Annotated in this window: 18 protein-coding genes and 1 pseudogene; all 19 read right to left on the reverse strand. The window is 47.3% G+C overall.

What is annotated here, in order from left to right; all coding sequences use genetic code 11:
- Window positions 1-91: 91 nt before the first annotated feature.
- Window positions 92-1096, reverse strand: a complete 1005-nt coding sequence (locus FM038_RS17240) for a KTSC domain-containing protein (RefSeq protein ID WP_142874559.1) — start codon at window positions 1094-1096, stop codon at window positions 92-94.
- A gap of 108 nt (window positions 1097-1204) precedes the next feature.
- Window positions 1205-2017 carry a hypothetical protein gene (locus FM038_RS17245; protein ID WP_142874560.1) on the reverse strand — a complete coding sequence of 271 codons (813 nt, stop codon included), beginning with the start codon at window positions 2015-2017 and terminating at the stop codon, window positions 1205-1207.
- A gap of 707 nt (window positions 2018-2724) precedes the next feature.
- A pseudogene (locus tag FM038_RS17250) lies at window positions 2725-3207 on the reverse strand (transposase); the annotation flags it as partial.
- Between the two features lie 136 nt (window positions 3208-3343).
- Window positions 3344-3736, reverse strand: a complete 393-nt coding sequence (locus FM038_RS17255; RefSeq protein ID WP_142874561.1) for a hypothetical protein — start codon at window positions 3734-3736, stop codon at window positions 3344-3346.
- Entirely contained in the window at window positions 3736-4896 is a 1161-nt protein-coding gene (locus tag FM038_RS17260; protein WP_142874562.1) for a WD40/YVTN/BNR-like repeat-containing protein, read from the reverse strand. Before FM038_RS17260 ends, FM038_RS17255 begins: the two co-directional genes overlap by 1 nt.
- The gene (locus FM038_RS17265; RefSeq protein ID WP_142874563.1) at window positions 4896-5636 is read right to left on the reverse strand and encodes a hypothetical protein; all 741 of its coding nucleotides are present in this window, start codon (window positions 5634-5636) and stop codon (window positions 4896-4898) included. Before FM038_RS17265 ends, FM038_RS17260 begins: the two co-directional genes overlap by 1 nt.
- Window positions 5636-6475: a hypothetical protein gene (locus tag FM038_RS17270; RefSeq protein ID WP_142874564.1), complete on the reverse strand. Its 840-nt coding sequence runs from the start codon at window positions 6473-6475 to the stop codon at window positions 5636-5638. The genes FM038_RS17265 and FM038_RS17270 overlap by 1 nt, the downstream gene beginning before the upstream one ends.
- On the reverse strand, window positions 6472-7869 hold the full coding sequence (locus FM038_RS17275; protein ID WP_142874565.1) for a hypothetical protein: 1398 nt from the start codon (window positions 7867-7869) through the stop codon (window positions 6472-6474). Before FM038_RS17275 ends, FM038_RS17270 begins: the two co-directional genes overlap by 4 nt.
- Window positions 7866-12971, reverse strand: coding sequence for a hypothetical protein (locus FM038_RS17280; protein ID WP_142874566.1), 5106 nt, complete (start codon window positions 12969-12971; stop codon window positions 7866-7868). Before FM038_RS17280 ends, FM038_RS17275 begins: the two co-directional genes overlap by 4 nt.
- A 29-nt stretch (window positions 12972-13000) precedes the next feature.
- On the reverse strand, window positions 13001-13384 hold the full coding sequence (locus FM038_RS17285; protein ID WP_142874567.1) for a DUF1799 domain-containing protein: 384 nt from the start codon (window positions 13382-13384) through the stop codon (window positions 13001-13003).
- 20 nt (window positions 13385-13404) lie between these two features.
- A complete protein-coding gene (locus FM038_RS17290; RefSeq protein WP_142874568.1) occupies window positions 13405-13749 on the reverse strand; it encodes a hypothetical protein in 345 nt (114 codons plus the stop codon).
- A gap of 57 nt (window positions 13750-13806) precedes the next feature.
- Window positions 13807-14760 (reverse strand): phage tail tube protein, encoded by a 954-nt coding sequence (locus FM038_RS17295; RefSeq protein WP_142874569.1) that lies wholly within the window; start codon window positions 14758-14760, stop codon window positions 13807-13809.
- Window positions 14757-14930 carry a hypothetical protein gene (locus tag FM038_RS17300; RefSeq protein WP_185965855.1) on the reverse strand — a complete coding sequence of 58 codons (174 nt, stop codon included), beginning with the start codon at window positions 14928-14930 and terminating at the stop codon, window positions 14757-14759. The genes FM038_RS17295 and FM038_RS17300 overlap by 4 nt, the downstream gene beginning before the upstream one ends.
- A 29-nt stretch (window positions 14931-14959) precedes the next feature.
- Window positions 14960-15397, reverse strand: coding sequence for a phage tail terminator protein (locus FM038_RS17305; RefSeq protein WP_142874570.1), 438 nt, complete (start codon window positions 15395-15397; stop codon window positions 14960-14962).
- Window positions 15398-15419: 22 nt separating this feature from the next.
- Window positions 15420-15869, reverse strand: a complete 450-nt coding sequence (locus tag FM038_RS17310) for a gp436 family protein (RefSeq protein WP_142874571.1) — start codon at window positions 15867-15869, stop codon at window positions 15420-15422.
- Window positions 15869-16405: an HI1506-related protein gene (locus FM038_RS17315; RefSeq protein WP_142874572.1), complete on the reverse strand. Its 537-nt coding sequence runs from the start codon at window positions 16403-16405 to the stop codon at window positions 15869-15871. The genes FM038_RS17310 and FM038_RS17315 overlap by 1 nt, the downstream gene beginning before the upstream one ends.
- A gap of 97 nt (window positions 16406-16502) precedes the next feature.
- The gene (locus FM038_RS17320; RefSeq protein WP_142874573.1) at window positions 16503-17396 is read right to left on the reverse strand and encodes a Mu-like prophage major head subunit gpT family protein; all 894 of its coding nucleotides are present in this window, start codon (window positions 17394-17396) and stop codon (window positions 16503-16505) included.
- Between the two features lie 54 nt (window positions 17397-17450).
- Complete coding sequence (locus tag FM038_RS17325; RefSeq protein ID WP_142874574.1) at window positions 17451-17849, reverse strand: hypothetical protein; 399 nt, start codon at window positions 17847-17849, stop codon at window positions 17451-17453.
- A gap of 12 nt (window positions 17850-17861) precedes the next feature.
- Window positions 17862-19076 carry a phage protease gene (locus tag FM038_RS17330; RefSeq protein ID WP_142874575.1) on the reverse strand — a complete coding sequence of 405 codons (1215 nt, stop codon included), beginning with the start codon at window positions 19074-19076 and terminating at the stop codon, window positions 17862-17864.
- Between the last annotated feature and the right edge of the window lie 6 nt (window positions 19077-19082).

Consider the following 19082-nt stretch of genomic DNA (forward strand, 5'->3'; position numbering starts at 1 on the left):
TTTAAGTACAAGCTAAAAGAAAAAGCCACCGAGGACATCTTATTTAAACTAAGAGGTTCTGGTGGCTTTTTGTTTTAACCAGACAAATTATTTATATCCCCCCTGAAGTCACTAGTTTTTCATATTGATATACACCTTTAATATTGACGTTAAAGTATTGACCCTGAGAAGTTGCTAGCTCAAACTCTTCAATCACACTTTGAGGGAGACCTTCATAACGATACCCGCCACCATAGATAAAATTTACATCAAGGATTTCACTTTTTGGGGAGGATCCATAACTTGAAAATACTGAAGATGATGAATAAGACTGATTGTAGACAGGAACAGGTACCATGGCTTTGGCTATTCTCAATATTTCATTGGCGATAAATGAAGCCTGCTGTGGGGATTGAAGATATGAGTCAACTAAACCATGACCTGACCAATCATTATTATTGAATTCTGCTTCAAAGTTAGAATCGATAGAACCGATAATATTTCTAACCGCTCCCATTAATAAATCATTGTCGTTTGTTATATGAGCAGTAAAACTATTGTAGCGATTACCGAATTCACCTCCAACAGAACTTGATGGGTTGGCAATACCTACTTGTCCCAACATAGGAAACTTATTGATATCCCATCCCCCCGGAAAAGTAAATTTATTATAAATATCTTCCACTACAGCATTACCATAAAAGTTTCCCTGTGAATGTGAAACCAGAATTGTTCTGCTGCACTCCGCCATTACATGACTTAAACCTGTGTATGCACTGGCATAATCCTGCTCTTGATTAATATCTGGTAATACTTGAACTAGTGCCTCAGCCAATGATTGCAGAACGATCTCATGGTATTCGGCTCCTATGACCACAATATTTCCAGATAGGAACTGACTAAGCACATCAAAGTATTCACTTAAAACCTCACCTGTAGCAGGTTTATCTTTAAGCTTTTGCTTTGCCACTTCTAACACCTGAAGTATCGCAACTTCATCATTATTGTAAGATCCCCTAACCCCACCTGCAGACGGAAATTCGGAACTAAGAAATCGGTCTTGAAACTTTGCTAACTCCCTCTTATTATCTAAATATCCCGCATAGGGAGTAAACATACCATTTATGTAATAACAAACGAAGTTGGTCTACATAATCCGCACACTCTTTGGGTGCAGAATTTACCGAAAAAGAAAATATGAATATTATGAAAACTTTGAATAATTTCATCCCTTCTCTCCTTCTACACTTGTTACTTGCTGACACGGCATTTCAGATACTTTAGGCTCATATTCATCACCTAATAATTCATAAAGCATATTATGAGCTCTATAGTAAGCCTCAAAGCGCTCTGTTGTGTTTATGTACTTATGTTGGTAACCGAAGAAATTATTTTGAGAATGAATTTTTTGTCTAACACAAACTCGCATTGCAACGAGATAATCCGTAAGTAAAGCAGCACTTTCAAAGGAAACTTCGCTTATATCCACCGAAGCCAAATTCAACAATAGTTGGTAAATTTTACCCGCCTTGAAGCCAAGCATCCGTAACACAGGATCCGTGTGCTTCATAACTACAAATATTTCATAGTCATCTCTCACACCATCAAAGTTAGAGTCAACTCCATCGATCGTATTTGATGTATTGTCTTGATAGAGTATGGGAAGCTCATATCCGATAGCAGGATGAGTAAATTCCTCCCACTGATACTGACCGAAATGACTTTCAGGTTTCGAAAAACCCAACCGCTTTATAAAATAGAACTTCTGTTCAATAACGACTGAATCACCAAGAAGATAGAGTTTACCGGGCTGCCATTTCTTAATACCTGTCAAAGTAATCTGAGACCATATCCATCGAGAATCTGATGGTTCAACATTGGAATTCGGTAGAACTGAAACCCAAATTCGATTACTGTGAGTAACTATCTCACTTCTCTTATATCTCCTGTCACGCTCAAATTTATCATAATCTTGATAATCAAGAGCCAAAGTATGCGAAGAAAAAGCTAGCAGAAGAAAAAATAATATCCTTATCATTTTATAAATTCCTTTTAGTAAAAATAACCATTTAGTTCAAAGAGCTTGAGCCTATTACAAAGGGCAATACCCTAATCAACACCAACAGGACAGCTCTGTTAATACCAAAAAAACGCTAGTGAGCTTATTCGTTCGACCTCCTATATGAAAAGGTGATTATGAATATTTAATAGTCAGGCTTTATTCTTAAATTTTCTGTTCTGCAAAAAATGGGATTGGACCAAGAGTATTTAACTGAGAAAGGGCCTGTTTCAAGGTTTTCCATGATAGGAGACTCATCCGTGAGTAATTACAAGAGCCTAGTATTAAAAATCTAATAACGCGAGCTTAGTATTTACTCTTAAATTCGGGGGCTTCAAGCCACTGGTCAATAAATCAGGCCAGCCATGATTAATGATTTATATGGCCACCTACAATAAATCAATTACATAACGCAGAAATAAATCAGGCCACCCATAATAAATCAAGAAATAAATCAGGCCACCCATAATAAATCAATAACATAACCTTGCTATAGTGAACTTTCTACTCCACAGACATCAAACTCAATGCACCCCCATGCAACACGGATTTCTGGCCGTGGTGATCAATGAACAGGGGCTTTTCAGTGTAAATAACAAATTTTGGGCAGGGCTTATTAACTCAAGCCATTGAAGAGGGAAACGGTGAATTGTAAGTTAACTAATGGATGATTATACCTATGGCCATCAGCCGCCTTCTAAATACTTGCAGCACTTAGCAAAATGACGACGCCGTTTCTGTAGGTGTTCGCAGTAGTTTGTCAGCTCCTGGGTTGTACCAACGGGACCATGAAATAATTTGCCAAACTCAGAAGTCAGCTTTATCCAGTTGTCGGCTGATATATTCAATCGAGTTAATATCTTAGATGAATTTGCTGAGATACTTCCTCGCCCCTTTGTGTCAGGATAGTCGTCACGAATCATTCGACCTGTTTCATCAACCAACTGTAGATAATCTTGTAGTACAAAGCTTATCCCTTTAGGTTGATTAAGCTTCTCATTACCAATGAAAGGAAGTAATGAGCTAGGTTGCTCGCCATTTAATGCCGCCTTTATACGGGCTTGAATGCTGGTATAGTCTGACTTCTCTGGCGACTCAGCCATCTTTGCTCGAACTGGGTTTAGATCTACATAGGCCATACAGGCCAATATCGCAGCTTCATCTAGTTGATGCCGCGCGCGAAAACTTTCATTGATGGGTGAGAAAACTGAGAAAACTTTCTTTTTCGGGATGTGATAATACTTTTTAAATGTTGAAACAAATGTAAGAACCCTAACTAAATACGCTAAGGCTCTTATTTATCACCTAAGCAATCATTCCCCCAGTCGCTTTACCAACTTCGATTAAAATGTCTTTTGTGAAAAACATAGGTACATCCATCCCTTTGTTCGCTTCTACATTCGTGTAAACGTAGTCCCCCATAGCATCAAAATTAAGGGTAACCTTGCCCTTACCGGACTCATCTACTATCGCAAAAAACTTAGCTGGAGGCGTCCCTTCTTGTCCTGTTAGAGTCATCGCGAAAGTTCTAGCCTCACCTATTTCTAAATCGAACTCTACTGGAATATCTTTCCCTAAAGCAACAGTCACCCAAGTGAAGTCCGTGTTGTGCTTAACTGCTCCAGTGACTTTGGTTATCTTTACTTCAATATCACCGTGTTTTTTTGCTACCGTTGGATTAATAGTAAGCACTGTCATTAACTGACCCTCACAAATTGTTTGGCAGAGCCTTCAACATAAGGCTTTAAACTACCCGCTGCTACACCTACAAAAGAGATTATATTTGCACTGCTAGACGGCTGAGTAGCGAGAATCGAACTAATACCATCAGTACACATATACTTCATCGCATAATTACCTCCGGTATAAACTAGCTCCCACTTAGAAAAATCCTTAGACCACATCCAGTTTTTTCTTATCGTCGGGCTATACATGGTTATTATGAAATACCCATTAACATACTCAATGTCATATAGTGGTGTTCCCGCGCCCACAGGGATATTAATCAAGATCCAAGTCGCGCCATCATCGTCACTTTTGGCTATAGCCTCAGAGGACACGGCATAAAGCGAACCATTTAGTGGTTTAATGTTTGTGACATAATCAGCTAATCCAGTGACGACCTCGGCCCAAGTATCCCCATTATCTGTACTACGAATAATTTTGCCGTACCTAGCGCCTACAAGAAAAACACCCTGAGAATTTTCTGCGGATGGTTGGGAAAACACGGCTGAAGAAAAAGTTGCAACACCAGCAGGCACACTTTTAATACTCCAGGAAATAGTATCTATAGAAGTAGCTAATTGGGAAGAAGCCCCAGCTACGTATACCCCGTTACCATATGCTAGCGCCTCTACATTAGTCGCCCCAGCACTGAAACCGGTCACCTTCCTAGCCACCCATGTATCTAAATCTGAGCTCGTTATCACCTTACCTTCAGATGCACCAACAACCCACAAGCCGCCACCCTCAATCACGCGATAAGCATACTCGTTTGCTGATGTTGACGGGAAAATACCTCTGGTCTCAATCTTCCTATCAAGACCCGCCTCCATTGTGGTTACATTCTGAAACTGGCTAGTCCTCGGGATGCATATAAACTTATTTAGTGTTTTTGAAAACATAGCCGCAAAACAGGAGTAGCTGCCGCCTAGATAGTTCGTGGGGGTGGGCTCAAACACAGGATTAATAAAAATGTTTAAGTCAAACTTACTTGGGTCTGTTTCTACAGAGCCAGCCTCTAAGTACCTAGCACCATTTATAACGGCGTCACTTTTTACTGAAGGGCTTAACATGACAGACTCTCCAATCTCAATCGCGCGATCTCCATTAGTTTGACTAAATAATTTATCAGCCATTACAGCACCTCCAGTTCAGTTGTCGATAGGGCTCGCAGCGATATCTGCTCACCAGGTACCAAGATGGGGTTATCACCTGGTGCATAGTTTTCGTTCTTGTCATAGATTGTGAAATTCGGATTTGCTACTCGCACGTTGCTATTGGACTTGAGACTATTTTTAACCAAGAAAGGTTTCCCTAATGCGATAGTGTTGGGGAGTGATGACTGCACTAGGACATCTGTGGCGATGACAAACACGCGATCGCCTGCCACTAAGATATGGTCGGCGATCACATCTCGGGTATAGGCTCCCTCGAACTTCCAGCTTGCTGATACGCCACTGCTAACCAGCGCCTTATTCTTATGACCAGACTGTGTGGGTAGCACCTCCATCCAGGAGACATTCACACCATCGGTGAACAGCGCCTTGCCCGCAAAGGTGTCCTGAGGCGGAAATATCTCCCCCCAGGCAGTCACAGTACCGTCGGTAATTAAGGCTCTACCGTTTTTCCCCGCTTGCGAAGGTAAACCGGACTCACTAATTGCCTGGGCCGATAACATATGCTGCTCGGCGGTATCTCGGTAGGTTTTCGATAATTCAGAATAATCCTCAGAAAGAATGGCTGCGGCCAGCTGGTTATTAAACTCGGTCCGGTTGAGGTTCAGCCCCTCGACTAAGGCATTTATCTTGTTTTTAAATACTTCACCGACATCGCTGTTTTCCAGTTTGATATCCAGTGATGGGAGTGGCTCAGCCATTAGCATTCCTCAATAGTTAACGCACTCTGCGTTCGGTTAAATCCGGCATGGGTTAGAGGTGGAGTATCGGTAAATTTGCCAGCAAAGGCAGACTCCAGCTCCTGTTGATCGCCTTGCTCGGGATAAAGGGAGACAAAGAAGTCTTTCTCGGTGCCGACATAGTTAAGGGCATTAAATAGATGGGGGCGCTCAGATGAGTTGATATGGTTTAGTGCCACATCGACACGGCGGTATTTCTTGCTCATCTTTGAGTAGATACTGCCGCCATCTGTGCGCACCTGTTTTGAGCTGCTCAATAGCTGAGATTTCTGCCCCCAGGCAAAATTGACTCGCGGCTCGAAGGTGCGGCCCATGTAGGCTCGCGTCAACTCTATTTCTCCGGCGGTATTATCCGGGTCATTTATAGTGAGCCTAAAGCTGAGACCAAATACCTCATCAAACCACAACTGAGAGAAGCGCAGCGACCAATGGTCGAACGGCGAGCTCACGATGGGCTTTATGCGCCAGTCCCAGTCGTTATACACGGTTTGCGGCACGGCATTGAGCAAACCAGAGTCATAGACCCGTTTGCCTGTTTGGTTTCGGTCATCAAATATCTCTAATCTGATTTTGGCGGTATTACTGAGGTTGTGGCGATGGATAATAAAACCAGACATCAACTTAGCCAGGGTAAAGTTACCTGCGATCACAACAGCCGTGATATCAGTCGATACAAAGCGCAGCTCATTACCATATTGCTGAGTATTGGCCAGCACCATGGCACCGGCTTCAGTCCCCGTAGCCAGTGACAGCTCGGCGGTGTCATAGACATTTTCAATCAGTAGCCTGATGTTCTTCATTGCCAAAACTCCAATGTCACTGCGTCATTTAGCATATCGTGATCCTTTCTGGTAATAATGGCTGCAGCGCCGTTTAGTCCTAGCGTGGTTAATGCCACCTCGTCGCCCAGCTCGACACCAAACCCAGCCGCCAGCTGCTTAGTCTCATAGAGCACCCGTGGCTTATTACTGATAGCCAACCGCCGCGTGGCCTCTGCCTCGGCGTCCACTTTATTGACCAGTAAGGTGCTGGCGTTAACACTGGCGGCATTGTTATAGGCGGTATCGATAACGCTATCATTTACACTGGTAGTGGACTCATCTTGCTGCAGGCGCTCGGCCATGGCCGCATCTGTGGTATAGACATTTCCGGCGACATTCTTAAGCGGTGTGAAGTTCCTGGCATAACCTAAGGTGACAGATTTAGCCGGTGGCAAGGTGAAAGCTATCTCACGGGTGTTTTCCTCATTATGATCATCGGTGAGTTTGCCGACCGTTGTACCTGTTAACCCGACAAACGACTTCACATGCAATACACCGAAGGCATCGAAGCGCCAGAACGCGCCGATAGAAGTGGTTATCTCATCGAGCAGCTCTGACTGGTTCTTCTCATCGCTGATATAGAGCCCCAGCAAAGCGTTAGAGACACCGGCATCGATGATGGCCGTGGGGAACAGATGAGTAATGATCTCACCTGCTGTCTGTAACCAGCTCGCCGTCTTGGTGCCATCTACATCGAGCGTGACTTCACCAATCGGCATCACACTGAAGGTGATCGTGCTGTTGGCAAGGTCTACCGAGTAATCATTAGTTGATAAAACATCGCCGTTAAATTTGGCGGCGGTCACGGCTTGGCTGGGCTCAGTGTTAAATTGATAGGTATGGGTAAATGCGTCGATTAACAGCGGTTTAAGGTTAAAGGCTCGTCCGAAGCAGCGCGGCAGTAACACACCATCGTCGGTTTTTTCACTCAACACGGGGCTGTTTAGATCTTCACTAAAATCCCTGAACGTCACTCGGATAGTATTGCTGCTCGCCTCAACGCTCTGACTTACCACAGTAGCCAGCTGATAAAACTCGGCCTTGGTCCAGGACTCTTCACCGATATAGAGGCGTATTTGATGCCCGGCCACGGCGCGGGTCAGTAGTACTTCTGTTTCCGGCAGGGCCATCAGTTCTACATCACCCAGGTTCACCTGAGATTGACCAAACAGCACGGCATCAATCGATTGCGCAAACTGCAAGCCACCCACGACAAAATCACGATATGGGGTATAGGCTGGCGTGTCTGTGCCGGCACTCCTGAAATTGCCTCGGGCAAAGCAAGCCGTTTTGATAACACCAGCCTCTTTATAATCAATCTCGACCAAGACACAGCGAAACACACTGGTGAGTGATAACCAATCGTTGATCATTGCACTCTCCTTTTCTCAGTGAAGCCATTACGATCATCACGTATATTGCGGTTTAGTTTGTTCAACTCACGGCTTACCAGCTCTAATGCCTCAACGTTACGCTTATCACTGGCTTCAATGGCTGTAGCGATGTCGGCATTTCCTTGTGATTTAGTGCTTGATGTAGGCTCAGGCATCGGCGGCTTAGGATCGTCAATCACGATCTGTTTATGCCAGGGGTATTCACCCATTACTGGTGGTGCTATCGGCACTTCAATCACCACCGGTTGTGGTGCGGGGATCTCAATAGAGGCAATCGCACTCACTATACCCGACTGCACCTGATATAAGACTTGGATCTGCTCATCCAGCTTATCGGTGATGTTAACGGTCTCAAGCCCTAATGCCTCTCTAATGGCCTGGCTCTCATCAGTAAACGTTTGCTGCAGTAATTCGGTGGCGGTTTCTAGTTCGTTTGAAGCCACATCCTTTAACTTCTCAGACAGCACACCTAACGCCTCAAGCTCCGCAATTGTCGCTAAAGTGAGCTCTTCTTCACGCTCCATCGCTAAATAAGTATCGGGGTGTGGCGCTGGGGCACCAGGCTCGGCGCGTGTCATGCCTGATACCTGCTTATAGGCATCATAGACACTATCAAACACGCCATCATAGCTGGCAGGATTATACTGCTGTGCCAGTTTCAGATAGCTTTGACCTGCCGATTCCAGCTGACCAATAGCATCAACATCACCGGCTTTAGCCTGGGCGAGTAATTGAGTGTATTGAGTTTTAGCTTCTGCTAGCTGCTCTTGTGCAGTCAGCGGTGACAAGTCACCAATCAGCATCTTATCTGCAGCATCACCCAAGCGCTTAACCGCATCATTGAGTGACTTAATGGCAGACAGTTGCTCCTGGTAATGTTGCTGTGCGGCACTGTTGGCTTCATCGGCTGCACCAGCTAACGATTGAATGTTTGCCAGTTCTGCATTGTATTTATCGAGTATGGCCTGCTTGAGGCTGTCCGCTGTAGACAGCTGCTCCTCTGCTGTTCCTTGCCCAAGCTGACTGCTCAGACTGTCAACTTGACCGCTGTACCAGGCAACATTATCAAAACCTGGCAGTGTCTGTTTCAGCGATAACACGCTATTAGCAATATCACCGGTCAGCGCATCGATGGAACTGCTCAGCTGCTCAAAGCCATTGTTTAACCCATCAACCGCACGCTCAAACTCGCTGGATAGTGCAGACAGTTGTCGCTCAGCATCTGCTGTGGCAGCATCGATATACTGCGCTGCAATATCCTGACGTTTCTTACCATACAGAGCTTCCAGCATCGCCATATCTGCGCCGTTTTCCTCTGCAGTTGCTTTTGTATCGGCGTACCACTTTTCCAGCTCCCAGATATCCAAGTCCTGCCCGGACAATTCCATCTTAGTTAACTGATCGCTAATCGACTGATTAAAGTTGTCGCGCACCGTTTGTTGTTGAGCCAATAGGTCCGCTTCGGCTAACAGATACTTTTCTAAGATCTCAGTTCGCTTCAGACCATAGAGTTCCTCAAGCGCGCTGATATCGATACCCAGCTCTTCTGCCTGAGCCAAACTATCGGCATACCACTTGTCCAGGTTCCACAGCTCGAGTTCTTGATCTTCCATACCCGTGGTATCGAGCTGGCTTTGAATCGAGTTATTAAAACTGTCGATCGCCGCTTGTTGCTGTTCGAGTTGGTCGATGTATTCGGCTAGTCCTGGCACCAGGCGCATCAGCGCAGCATAGGCTTCCTGACCCGACTCAGTGGTTAAATCCAACGACTCGACTAGGCTACGCATCTGCTCGGCGTTTTCAGGCAGTTGATAACCCAGCTGTTCAAACTGTGATGTTAACTGGCTCTGCAGATAATCGAACTGCTCGGCCTCAGTGAAGAACTCACTAAAGTAAGTAGATGTTGCCTCTTTGAAGGTTTCAATACCGCCCATCAAACCGATTATCGACTGACTAATTGCTATCTGTGTTTCACTGCTGACATCACCGAAACGGCTCAGGCCCAAGCCACTCTGCTCAAGGGCTGCATTGAAAACAGCTTGCTCCTGTGCGACACGGATCAAGGTGTCATATAACCCTTCACCCACACGCTGATACTCGCTCATACTTGGCGCAACCCACTTGGCTATCATGTCGCCTTGCTGACTAAATACTGCCTCTAGCTCCTTTTGGATCTCCTCACCAGACAGATCTTTAAACGACAGATTAGGCAGATCTATCTCGAAAGACTCCAGCGTGTGCGCCAAATCAATACCCAGCACGTCGACAGCCGACATCACACTGCCGCCAATACTCTCAAAAATCCGGGCTACCTCGGTTGCCACTTCAGCATCAACATCTTCATATTTAGTTGAATAGCTAGTAGATGAACTCAGCCCCCACCAGGAAGACTCCTTGGTTTTAATATCGTTATAGATAGACAGGTCGGCCATACCTGACTCGAACATCTGCCCCAGATTTTGAGTGCCAAACGATAAACCAGAATCTAGCAAAGAGACCTTAGTCTTACTGAAACTGCCAATAATGGAGTCAATTAAGCCACCGAGCGGATCGCCTAAAAAGCCGCCTAGGCTTTCACCTAAGTCTTCAAAGAAACCACCCGTGGAGAAGTTGGACATCTCACCCAAGAAACCGTCATAGTTATCACCATCAAACGCGCCGTATTGCATCACTAAGTTGGCCGCTAAATGGGTAATATTGCTATTTAGGTCGCGCAACTCACGATTCATCTGCTGCAGCTCGGCGTATTGATCCAGCTCTAAGTCTTCGATACGTTCATAAGCATTATTAATCGACTCAGACTTATCATCGCTACCTAATACCGTGCCAGTACCTTGACCAGACTGTCGGTCAGCACTGGACTCTGGCGCGGTGCCTGAGCTGCCGGAAAACACCCCGAGCCCTGCCATAATGGCTATCATGGCCGCGCCACTGGCAAAGCCTATAGGCCAAGGCGCAGAGAAGGCAGAAGTGACTGCAGCCATTGCGTTGGCACTGGCTTTTTGCATCGCCAAACCCACTTCGATAATGGTAAACACCTGCTCCATCTGGTGCAGGGCTTCACGGCCTTTTGATTGCTCATCGAACATCTGTGAAGCGGCACCCGTGATAGCCGCAAAGCCGCCCACGGTAGAGGATAAACGCTGGTCGTTGACATCAGTTTCTAACTTGTCGAGACGTTTTAGCTCTTTTTGACGCTCACCCAAATCGTCTATTTTCATGATCTGTTTTCGCTGCTCACCCATCTCAGCTTCAAGTTTGATGTAACTGGCTTGGGAGTTTGACAACGCATCGATATTGGCTGCCATCGAGCCGAACGCCTGAGTGACCACACTGCCGGTATTGTTCCAACTGCTACCCAGCTTTTCGACATCCTTAATCATCGCCTTCATGCTGGTGTCGTCATAAATAAACTCATCGATAGGCGATGAATCTGATGAGCGACTATCGCTAGCCGCATCTTCGCGGGCTTTCTTTTCCTCTTCCCGGCGCTGCTTAGCCGCTTCGCGCATGCTATCTGAAGCGGCGATGGTTACATCTCGTTCCTGGATAACTTTGGCAATACGCGCATCTATCTCGGCAATAGCTTGCTGATTATCGGTTGCCGCTAACGTTCTGACCTGAGCCAGAATAGCCAGTTTATTTTTATGCTCAGCGTTAGACTCGGCTATCTTGGCTTTCACTTCCCCCTCGGCGGTGGCCATATTGCGCAGGGACGCAGCGGCATTGTTTATCATTGCCGCTTCAGCATCCATATAAGGCAGATTTGAGACCGTATCGGCCATGCTGGTCAGCGACTCGGCCATCGTCGATAAAATGCCATCCATCATGGAGGCAAAGCTCAGCTCCACCCATAACCAGGCAGCACCGGCACCGTGGGCCATGTTTTCCCAACCCTCATCGAGAAAGCTGATAAATAACATGGCCCCAAGTTTGAGATTCTCCCAGCCTTTCTCGGCCTCACCAATGACGATATGCCAGATAGTGCGCCAGTGGGCAGGGAAATCTTTGATTATGTCGACCAAGCCTTCCATGCCTGACCACCAAAAATCAACCAGCTTGCCGAGCGAACCAATCGACTCAGAGGCAAAACTGTCGACCGACTCACGACCAATATCGAAATCACCTAGCAGCAGATTAAAAGTGGAATTAAACTGCTCGGCCCAGATAGTGAGTTCATCGAGCGGCTCACCGCTGATCACTAACTCACGAATGCTACCAACTAACAAACTGGCAGTATCGAGTGCGCCGCTCATGGCCGCCGTTAATCCTCTGTCACCGACAGCATCGGTTAACTGCAATACTTCCATCTTAAAGTTGGAGTACCTAGCGCCCAGGCGCTGCATCTGATCTGCCATTGCACCGGCAAACTGGTTTTCACCTAAAGCCAGTAGATATTCCTGAATTGATTTAGCGTCTTTCTTAATTTCAGTGGTATTGCCCTGAAAGGTCATGCGCACCATATCGCCCTGGCTGCTTGCCTTAATACCAAACTCTTTTAAGCGCTCAAACTCTCCCACAGACGCATCGGCCACGGCCTCAATCATCTGCATCAAGTCTTTGTTCATCGCTGAGGCGGTATTGCCATAAGACTTCATGGCGCGCTCACTGGGGTCAAGCCCAAGATGAGTCAGTTTGGCGAATGCCTCGACAGATTGGTTCAAGTCATAGGGAGTTTGTTTAGCAAAACCGATAAGGCGCTCAAGCTCGACATTTGCGCCTTCCCAGGAACCGGTGATGGTTTTTAACTGGGCTTCCATGCCCTGCATAGTATCAATAGCGCCGCCCGCTGCGGCAGCGAAAGCAGCTATCGTCGCGGCGGCAACGGATGCCACTGCAAACCCACCAAAGCTTTTGGCAAACGATCGAACCGAAGTTTTGCTTTTCGCAGAGGCTGTACCGACATCTTTAGTCTGCTTCTCAAAGCGGCCCATCTTATTACGTGAACGCGATGAGCTGTCGCCGGTATCATCAATTGATTTAGTAAGCTTATCGAGCTCCTTTTTAGAGACGCGAACGCTGCCAACCAAGCCTTTATTGTCGGCATCTAACACTAATGACAGGGTTAATGGTTGGCTCACGTTTTACTCCAGGTAAAGTTAACAGTTGATTAAGGCTTAGTTTTTTGAAGGCTCTCATGCTCACGAATGGCTTTGAGCACCACTCGCTCGACCAGCACCAGTTCGTCAAATACCTCATCCTTTGTGCCATCATCTAAGCTGCGAAACTCAGCGCTGCGGCTCATGGCCAGCTCAAGGCTCTGCCAATTAAGCCCCGTTCTCACACCAGCCATCCCCGCAAAGTGCCACTGAGTTTGGCAGGAGAAAAACAAATTCATGGTGAGATGGTTCTCTGGCCAAATCACTACATCCTCATCATCAGGCAATTGATTGGCTAGCTGCGCCAACACCTCAGGTGGTGCATTCCATTGATTGGCTTGCTCATTTAAACGGTCTTGCTCTGCATCAATATCAGCGGCGTAGAGCTGACGCACCCACTCTTTAGCCGCCTCGATTAGTTTCCCTTCTTACCACCTGGTATGGCTAAGTAGCTCTTCAGTAATGCAGTGCGTATCCAAGGAATATCGATGAGCTGTGCTTTAAGCTCAGTGGAAAACTCCTCATCTTCACTGCTATCCACCTCGGCGCGGATGCCTTTGGCATCAAGCCATACCCGAGTAAGAGCTGCCTCCACACTTTCATCTTGCAGCTCTTTAAACTCATTAGTGCCCATCATTTGAAATTGGGCTTTGAAGGTCATTTCATCGAAAGATTTATCACTGCCATCTTTGGGCATCTGGACCTTGATGGTGCGCCATACCTTGATATCTGCTGCCGCTTTTGCGAGTACTAATGCCACTTTCTGTCTCTCTTTTGGTTAGGGGAACGCTGAAATTAATGAGTGTTTAAATACCCGTTAACGATGCTGCCAGTTCAAATCTAAATTTGCGGCGGTTGGGGTAATGTCTGCATCGACCTGCAGCCAACTCTTGCCATCGCTAAAGCTGCGGGTGACGTTTTTCACCGACAATGCCGGAATATTCAAATCGAAGATGGAGCCTGTATTAGTCACATCGGTACCCAGTTGGTAAGCGAGTACGCCAGGCGTGCCATTCTGCTTCAAGTCATAGAAACTGATCACACTGATATCGGGCTCGCGAAACTTAAGGCTGACTGAGCCTGCGCGGCTACCGGCAAACTCAATCTCCTCCATGTTGGTCACATCGAGATGATTAACAGCCATACCAGGAGTAACCGTCAGCTCACTCATCTGCAGTGGCTGGCCGAAGAAATTAAACACCGCAATGGTGCGACTGGTGGCAGCGGTTGGCATGGTAAAGGCACTAAAATCGGCAGCAGGCAATGCGCCAACGGCTGATGGCGCTACATACAAGCCCTTTAGAGTGAAGCTCAACTTAGGAATGCCACCGGTACCGAGTGTCATGGTGAAACTGCCACGGGCACCAAGCATCTTATGCAACGCGCCATCACAGTAGTAATAAATAGTGCCGTCTTTATAACCGCTATCAATCAAGGCATAGTCGACACTTGTATCAGCTGTGATGGTCTCTGACACACCACAAAGGTGATACAGAGGTGAATAAGCCGGCGCTGTCACCTTATCGCCAGAGCCTGCTAATTCGACATCGAAGCTCAACTCAACATACGCCGTCACCTGTATTTCACCCGGTGCGCCCATAAAACCTTTGACCACATCGCGGCTGATACGATTACCTTCAAGCGGTTTATGGCTGATGTTCGACACCACCATGGCGTTCGTGGCCGTAGCCGCCGGACTATCGTCATCACCGTATTGTCCGGTGCTGCGCAGCTTGACGAAAATCAGCTGTTTCTCTTCGTTATAACTCATGATTTAGTTGCTCCCTTGGCGTTATCTGAAGCGCCTTTCTTCAAAGACATATGCTCAGATTCAGACTTTAAATTATTACCGTCGGCGTCTCGATAAAACCGCCCACCAGTGCCAGGCACAGCTGCGGGCAAGCGCTTTTTTGCTTTAGGTTCAGATGTTGATTTAGTCATTGTTGGCCTCCTAATTCCTGCATTTATGTTCACTGCAGCGCTTGCGCGTGAGTGGTAAGGGTAAATTTATCGAGCCACCAGATCCCGGCATCGGTCATGGCCACAATGTCACCAGGCCCTAACGCGATAGGTGTATATCCGCTTGCTGGTGACCAACCAAACAGACTGTTCCTAAGTGAGTTCCGTAGTGATTCCAGCAGTGCGTTGCCTTTCTTACCTGTAGGGTCATTGACGCTCTGCAGCCCAATCACCACACCAAAGGTGATATCAAGAGATTGCAGCGCAGGGCCACAGGTACGCTCGTTGCGTCCGGGGCGCTCAGATATAGGCACCACATAAGCCACAGGGGTACGTTTCAATGACTTTTTGAGCACCGCCGATAATGCCAGGGCAGATTGAACGTCCACAAACAGCGGCTTACCGTCTAATTTAGCCTGCTCGATACGCTGCTCAATCAGAGTTAACATCCGGAGCCCTCAGCGTTTACATTCATAAGAAGCCCTTCGAATGGCGGCGATTAAACACAGCGCCGTCACTCTCAATGATGGGCAAGTCATTACTGACAGGGCTTTCACCTTGAGTGGTAATGCCTAAGGTGATTTTTCCTGCTGCCACTTTTTCCAGAAACCGCACCGCATCATCAAACCGCTTGCTGACCTGCTCACTGGCTCCGTTGTCATACAGACCATAGCGGGCGATATCGCAGCAGAGGCGTTCGAGCATTGCAGGCGGTTTTGCTAACGGCAGGGTGTAACGTCCGGCCAGATAACCATTAATCAGCGCAGTAGCATCATTCAGCGCCACATCGAGCACGCTAGCCACAATGGAACCCGCTGCGCCATCACGGTCGGTGAGCGAGATAAGCTCATCTTCACCGAAACGTGAAATCATCTGTGCGCTCGTGGCGTAAACGCTTCCTGTAGACGAAGAGCCCGGCATTACTCAGCATCCTGGTCAGCGGCTTGCTCAGATTTAAAACTTGCCCAAAGTGCATTACGCTCGCTGGCAGAAACGGGCTCATCCATCAATTTACTCAGCACATCGCACTGAGGTTTACCGTCACCCGTGAAGTGGTCTTTGTTGCCTGGCTCAAGCTCAATAATCGCTTCAGCGAAACTCAACGCTTTAATGGCCTGTTTGTGGGGATCGCTTTCAGGGCCAACGGTTACACCCAGGCCATCACCGACCAAGGCCCCTTCATCCAGCAGTGTTTTACTCGCTTGCGAGTCCACACTTTTAAACGTGCTAGCATCGAGTGAGGTAGGTACCAGTGGCGCGTCTGCTTCCACAAATTGGAGCTTAAGCCTTGAATCGTCGCCAAGCTGCGCAAGCTGGGACTCACTAAAGTCATCGGCTTTGAACTTGTTTTCGCCTTTACAGAAACCAACACCGGCACGGCGGTAGCCGTGATGTGCAAGACAGGTGATGACAACAAGGCGCAACTTGTTAGTGCCAGTAGTATTTGAATTCGGCATTTCATGCGTTCTCCAGTTAAAGATGGTTCGAGGCGCAATGCCCTAATGACTAGAGCATCGCAATTGAAACCAGATCAATGAATCAGTCGCGAGTTATCTATGCGAGCCAAGGCACCACAAGAATGTCGACGGCGTTATACAAGGTATTGCTACCGCCACCTTCTAACTCACGGGCTTTAATCAACGCTTCAGCAGCAGACTCATGGTTTGGGCCAACGACCAGCAGTTTAGGCATCACGTTCAATGGGCGACCTTCATCAGACTTGAGGCTCTTCATCGCAGTACGCGCAGCTTTAAAGTTGGCTTCATTCAAAGTTGCTTTAGAACCGAACGCTAGCTGCCACAAACCAAAACCAGCATTAGCGCGGGCATCAACGCCATAGCGATATTCATCACGCATAAACACGCTTTCATCGTCATCCTTGGTCATCGCTTTAATGGCATAATCACGGCGACGCTGGAAGATGATCGGTTTGATGGGACGGTTAACATCAAGCAGGAACCAGGCATCACCGCCACCGGCTTGCATATTGCTGACTGACTTAATACCGTTATCTTCATTTCCCACAGGGTGGTCAGTATCGAAGAAGTTCTGGCCGTCATAACACAGGCTGTGAAAACCTGCAGCAAGCAAGGTATACACCAGCTCATCAGGGTGAGTCGAAGCCGCGTAGCCCATCTCTTCAAACAGTGGCGTAAATACCCCATAGGTATCGTCATCGATGTCATCGCGAGGAATGGCCACACTCGATTCAAACTTTTTGTTTTTCACGCTGTAGTCATGCAACGCCAAGCTTTTAAGCTGACGGTCGCCTAACCACTCTCGCATACGCGGAAACTGGCCCAGCCAAGCATAAGTGGTGGTACTCGTCGTCGACGGCACTAAGGTGGCAACTTTATTCCAGGTTGGGTTTGTATCTTTTAATCCCTTATTAAAGGCGGTTTTAATCGCTGTAAACAAGGATGACAAATTGGCTTTATTGATGATCATGGTTTTCGCTCCTAACGAATAAGTGGGCTAATGGCTTACGGGCAAAAAATGTGATTAAGCAATATCGACCCAGACACCGATGGCATCGACATCAACGATATTTCCGAGAACGCTCCGGGTACCTGAGCCATCTGTTTTAGCCACGGTTTCATCATCAACCACATAAGCGGCGTTACCGATATCAGCGCGAGTGATAGAGGCATCATTGATAAAACGATGACAGCCATTGACGCTGGGTACAGACTCTGCACCTGCAATACCGCCGCTGTTATCAACCTGTGCCTGGGCAACACCACGGGCTTTTAATCCTGTGGCCGTTTGTCCAGGAACGGCGTTACCGGCAGCGTCGAGCATCACAATGGCACCGGCATAAATCTGTACCGCAGCAGCCATAGGGTCATGGCGGTCACGATTGGCCCGTGTTGGGGTTGGACGGTCTTTAGTTAAAGCCATGACAGCTCTCCTTTAATCTTGAGTCGTAGAAAGTGAGGCCTTGAACTCATCAACTGTGAGGCCCATGTTTTTACATACCGCTAACTGCTCGGTGCTTAGTTGCTCACCATTTTCACCCGGTTTTTTCTTACCCTGGGTCTGTGTGTTTTTTAGTGCCGCAATGGCCGGACGAGCTTCGAGCATGGCTTTAAGTGCAGCGACGCCTTGCTGCTTACCAAAGCTGGTGAGATAGTCGGTTTCAGCTTCAAGCACCTTATCGGCGTTATCTTTAAGTAGCTGCTCCACCGAATCTTTATCACTGCCAGCCTTCAGTGCGGCCATTGCCGTCACCTGCGCGTCATAGGTGGCTTTAGGCACATACTTGCTCAAGTCCACTTCACCGCTTGCGTTTTTAAGTGCCGCAACCGAGGCTTGAGCGGTATTAAGTTCAGTCTCCAACGTGCCTGACTTATCAGCCTTAGTTTTAAGCGCTGCGATGGCAGTTTTGGCTGTGTCAGTGGCGGTTTTCAGCGCAGCGGTATCACTTAAATCACCAGGCTCATCGATGCCAAGTAAACCAAGTAGCAGTTTGAGTGCTTCAGTCATGGGTTTATTTCCTTTTGTTGATTGAGATGTTGTTAATGAGTGAGCAGGGTTGGTGGAATTGGAATGAGCACAGGCTTTAAGCGCCGCAATAGCCTTCATGCCATCAAGGGCAGGATCATTGGTTAAAGCAACGTGCAGCAGCGCCAACGGGCGACCCGATTGGGCGTCATAACTAAAAACGGCAGAGGTGTAGCGATATTCTTTATTAGCAATGAATTGGTTAGCAGCTGTAGTCCAGTCGACATTTAATGCAAACAGGCCTTCACCAGGCACATATTCCAGCTCACTAAACCAACCTGCAGCAGGTGCAGGCTTACCGTTCATGTCACTGTTGAGGGTTTGGTGTTCATAATCAAAGTGGAAATCATTGCTGCGGGTCGCGGCGTTCGCCTGGAGATTGCTAAAGGCCAATGCATCCATTAGCCACTTGCCACCAGGTACTTCGAAGGGGCGACCATCGGTGGCGGCAAACTTGCCATCGGGCAGCAGCTGCACACGAGAGGTGTTGTTGATGTCTAATTGAGCGCTATCAAAGGTCAGTACAGCTACAGGCTCACCGTCGTGAGACTGGATGCCTTGAAGGTTGCTCAGTGCTGCAATGGCAACTGTTTGAATATGAGTGTTAGTGCGATTTGATTTCATGACCCC

Origin of the sequence: Shewanella eurypsychrophilus (assembly GCF_007004545.3) — a bacterium.
GTDB lineage: Bacteria > Pseudomonadota > Gammaproteobacteria > Enterobacterales > Shewanellaceae > Shewanella > Shewanella eurypsychrophilus.

What these genes read in the sequence shown, in the direction of transcription:
- FM038_RS17240 (WP_142874559.1), bottom strand. Translation starts at nt 1,096, where the DNA reads ATGTTTACTCCCTATGCGGGATATTTAGATAATAAGAGGGAGTTAGCA.
- FM038_RS17270 (WP_142874564.1), bottom strand. Translation starts at nt 6,475, where the DNA reads ATGAAGAACATCAGGCTACTGATTGAAAATGTCTATGACACCGCCGAG.
- FM038_RS17245 (WP_142874560.1), bottom strand. Translation starts at nt 2,017, where the DNA reads ATGATAAGGATATTATTTTTTCTTCTGCTAGCTTTTTCTTCGCATACT.
- FM038_RS17295 (WP_142874569.1), bottom strand. Translation starts at nt 14,760, where the DNA reads ATGAGTTATAACGAAGAGAAACAGCTGATTTTCGTCAAGCTGCGCAGC.
- FM038_RS17265 (WP_142874563.1), bottom strand. Translation starts at nt 5,636, where the DNA reads ATGGCTGAGCCACTCCCATCACTGGATATCAAACTGGAAAACAGCGAT.
- FM038_RS17310 (WP_142874571.1), bottom strand. Translation starts at nt 15,869, where the DNA reads ATGCCGGGCTCTTCGTCTACAGGAAGCGTTTACGCCACGAGCGCACAG.
- FM038_RS17325 (WP_142874574.1), bottom strand. Translation starts at nt 17,849, where the DNA reads ATGGCTTTAACTAAAGACCGTCCAACCCCAACACGGGCCAATCGTGAC.
- FM038_RS17255 (WP_142874561.1), bottom strand. Translation starts at nt 3,736, where the DNA reads ATGACAGTGCTTACTATTAATCCAACGGTAGCAAAAAAACACGGTGAT.
- FM038_RS17315 (WP_142874572.1), bottom strand. Translation starts at nt 16,405, where the DNA reads ATGCCGAATTCAAATACTACTGGCACTAACAAGTTGCGCCTTGTTGTC.
- FM038_RS17300 (WP_185965855.1), bottom strand. Translation starts at nt 14,930, where the DNA reads ATGACTAAATCAACATCTGAACCTAAAGCAAAAAAGCGCTTGCCCGCA.
- FM038_RS17305 (WP_142874570.1), bottom strand. Translation starts at nt 15,397, where the DNA reads ATGTTAACTCTGATTGAGCAGCGTATCGAGCAGGCTAAATTAGACGGT.
- FM038_RS17260 (WP_142874562.1), bottom strand. Translation starts at nt 4,896, where the DNA reads ATGGCTGATAAATTATTTAGTCAAACTAATGGAGATCGCGCGATTGAG.
- FM038_RS17320 (WP_142874573.1), bottom strand. Translation starts at nt 17,396, where the DNA reads ATGATCATCAATAAAGCCAATTTGTCATCCTTGTTTACAGCGATTAAA.
- FM038_RS17275 (WP_142874565.1), bottom strand. Translation starts at nt 7,869, where the DNA reads ATGATCAACGATTGGTTATCACTCACCAGTGTGTTTCGCTGTGTCTTG.
- FM038_RS17330 (WP_142874575.1), bottom strand. Translation starts at nt 19,076, where the DNA reads ATGAAATCAAATCGCACTAACACTCATATTCAAACAGTTGCCATTGCA.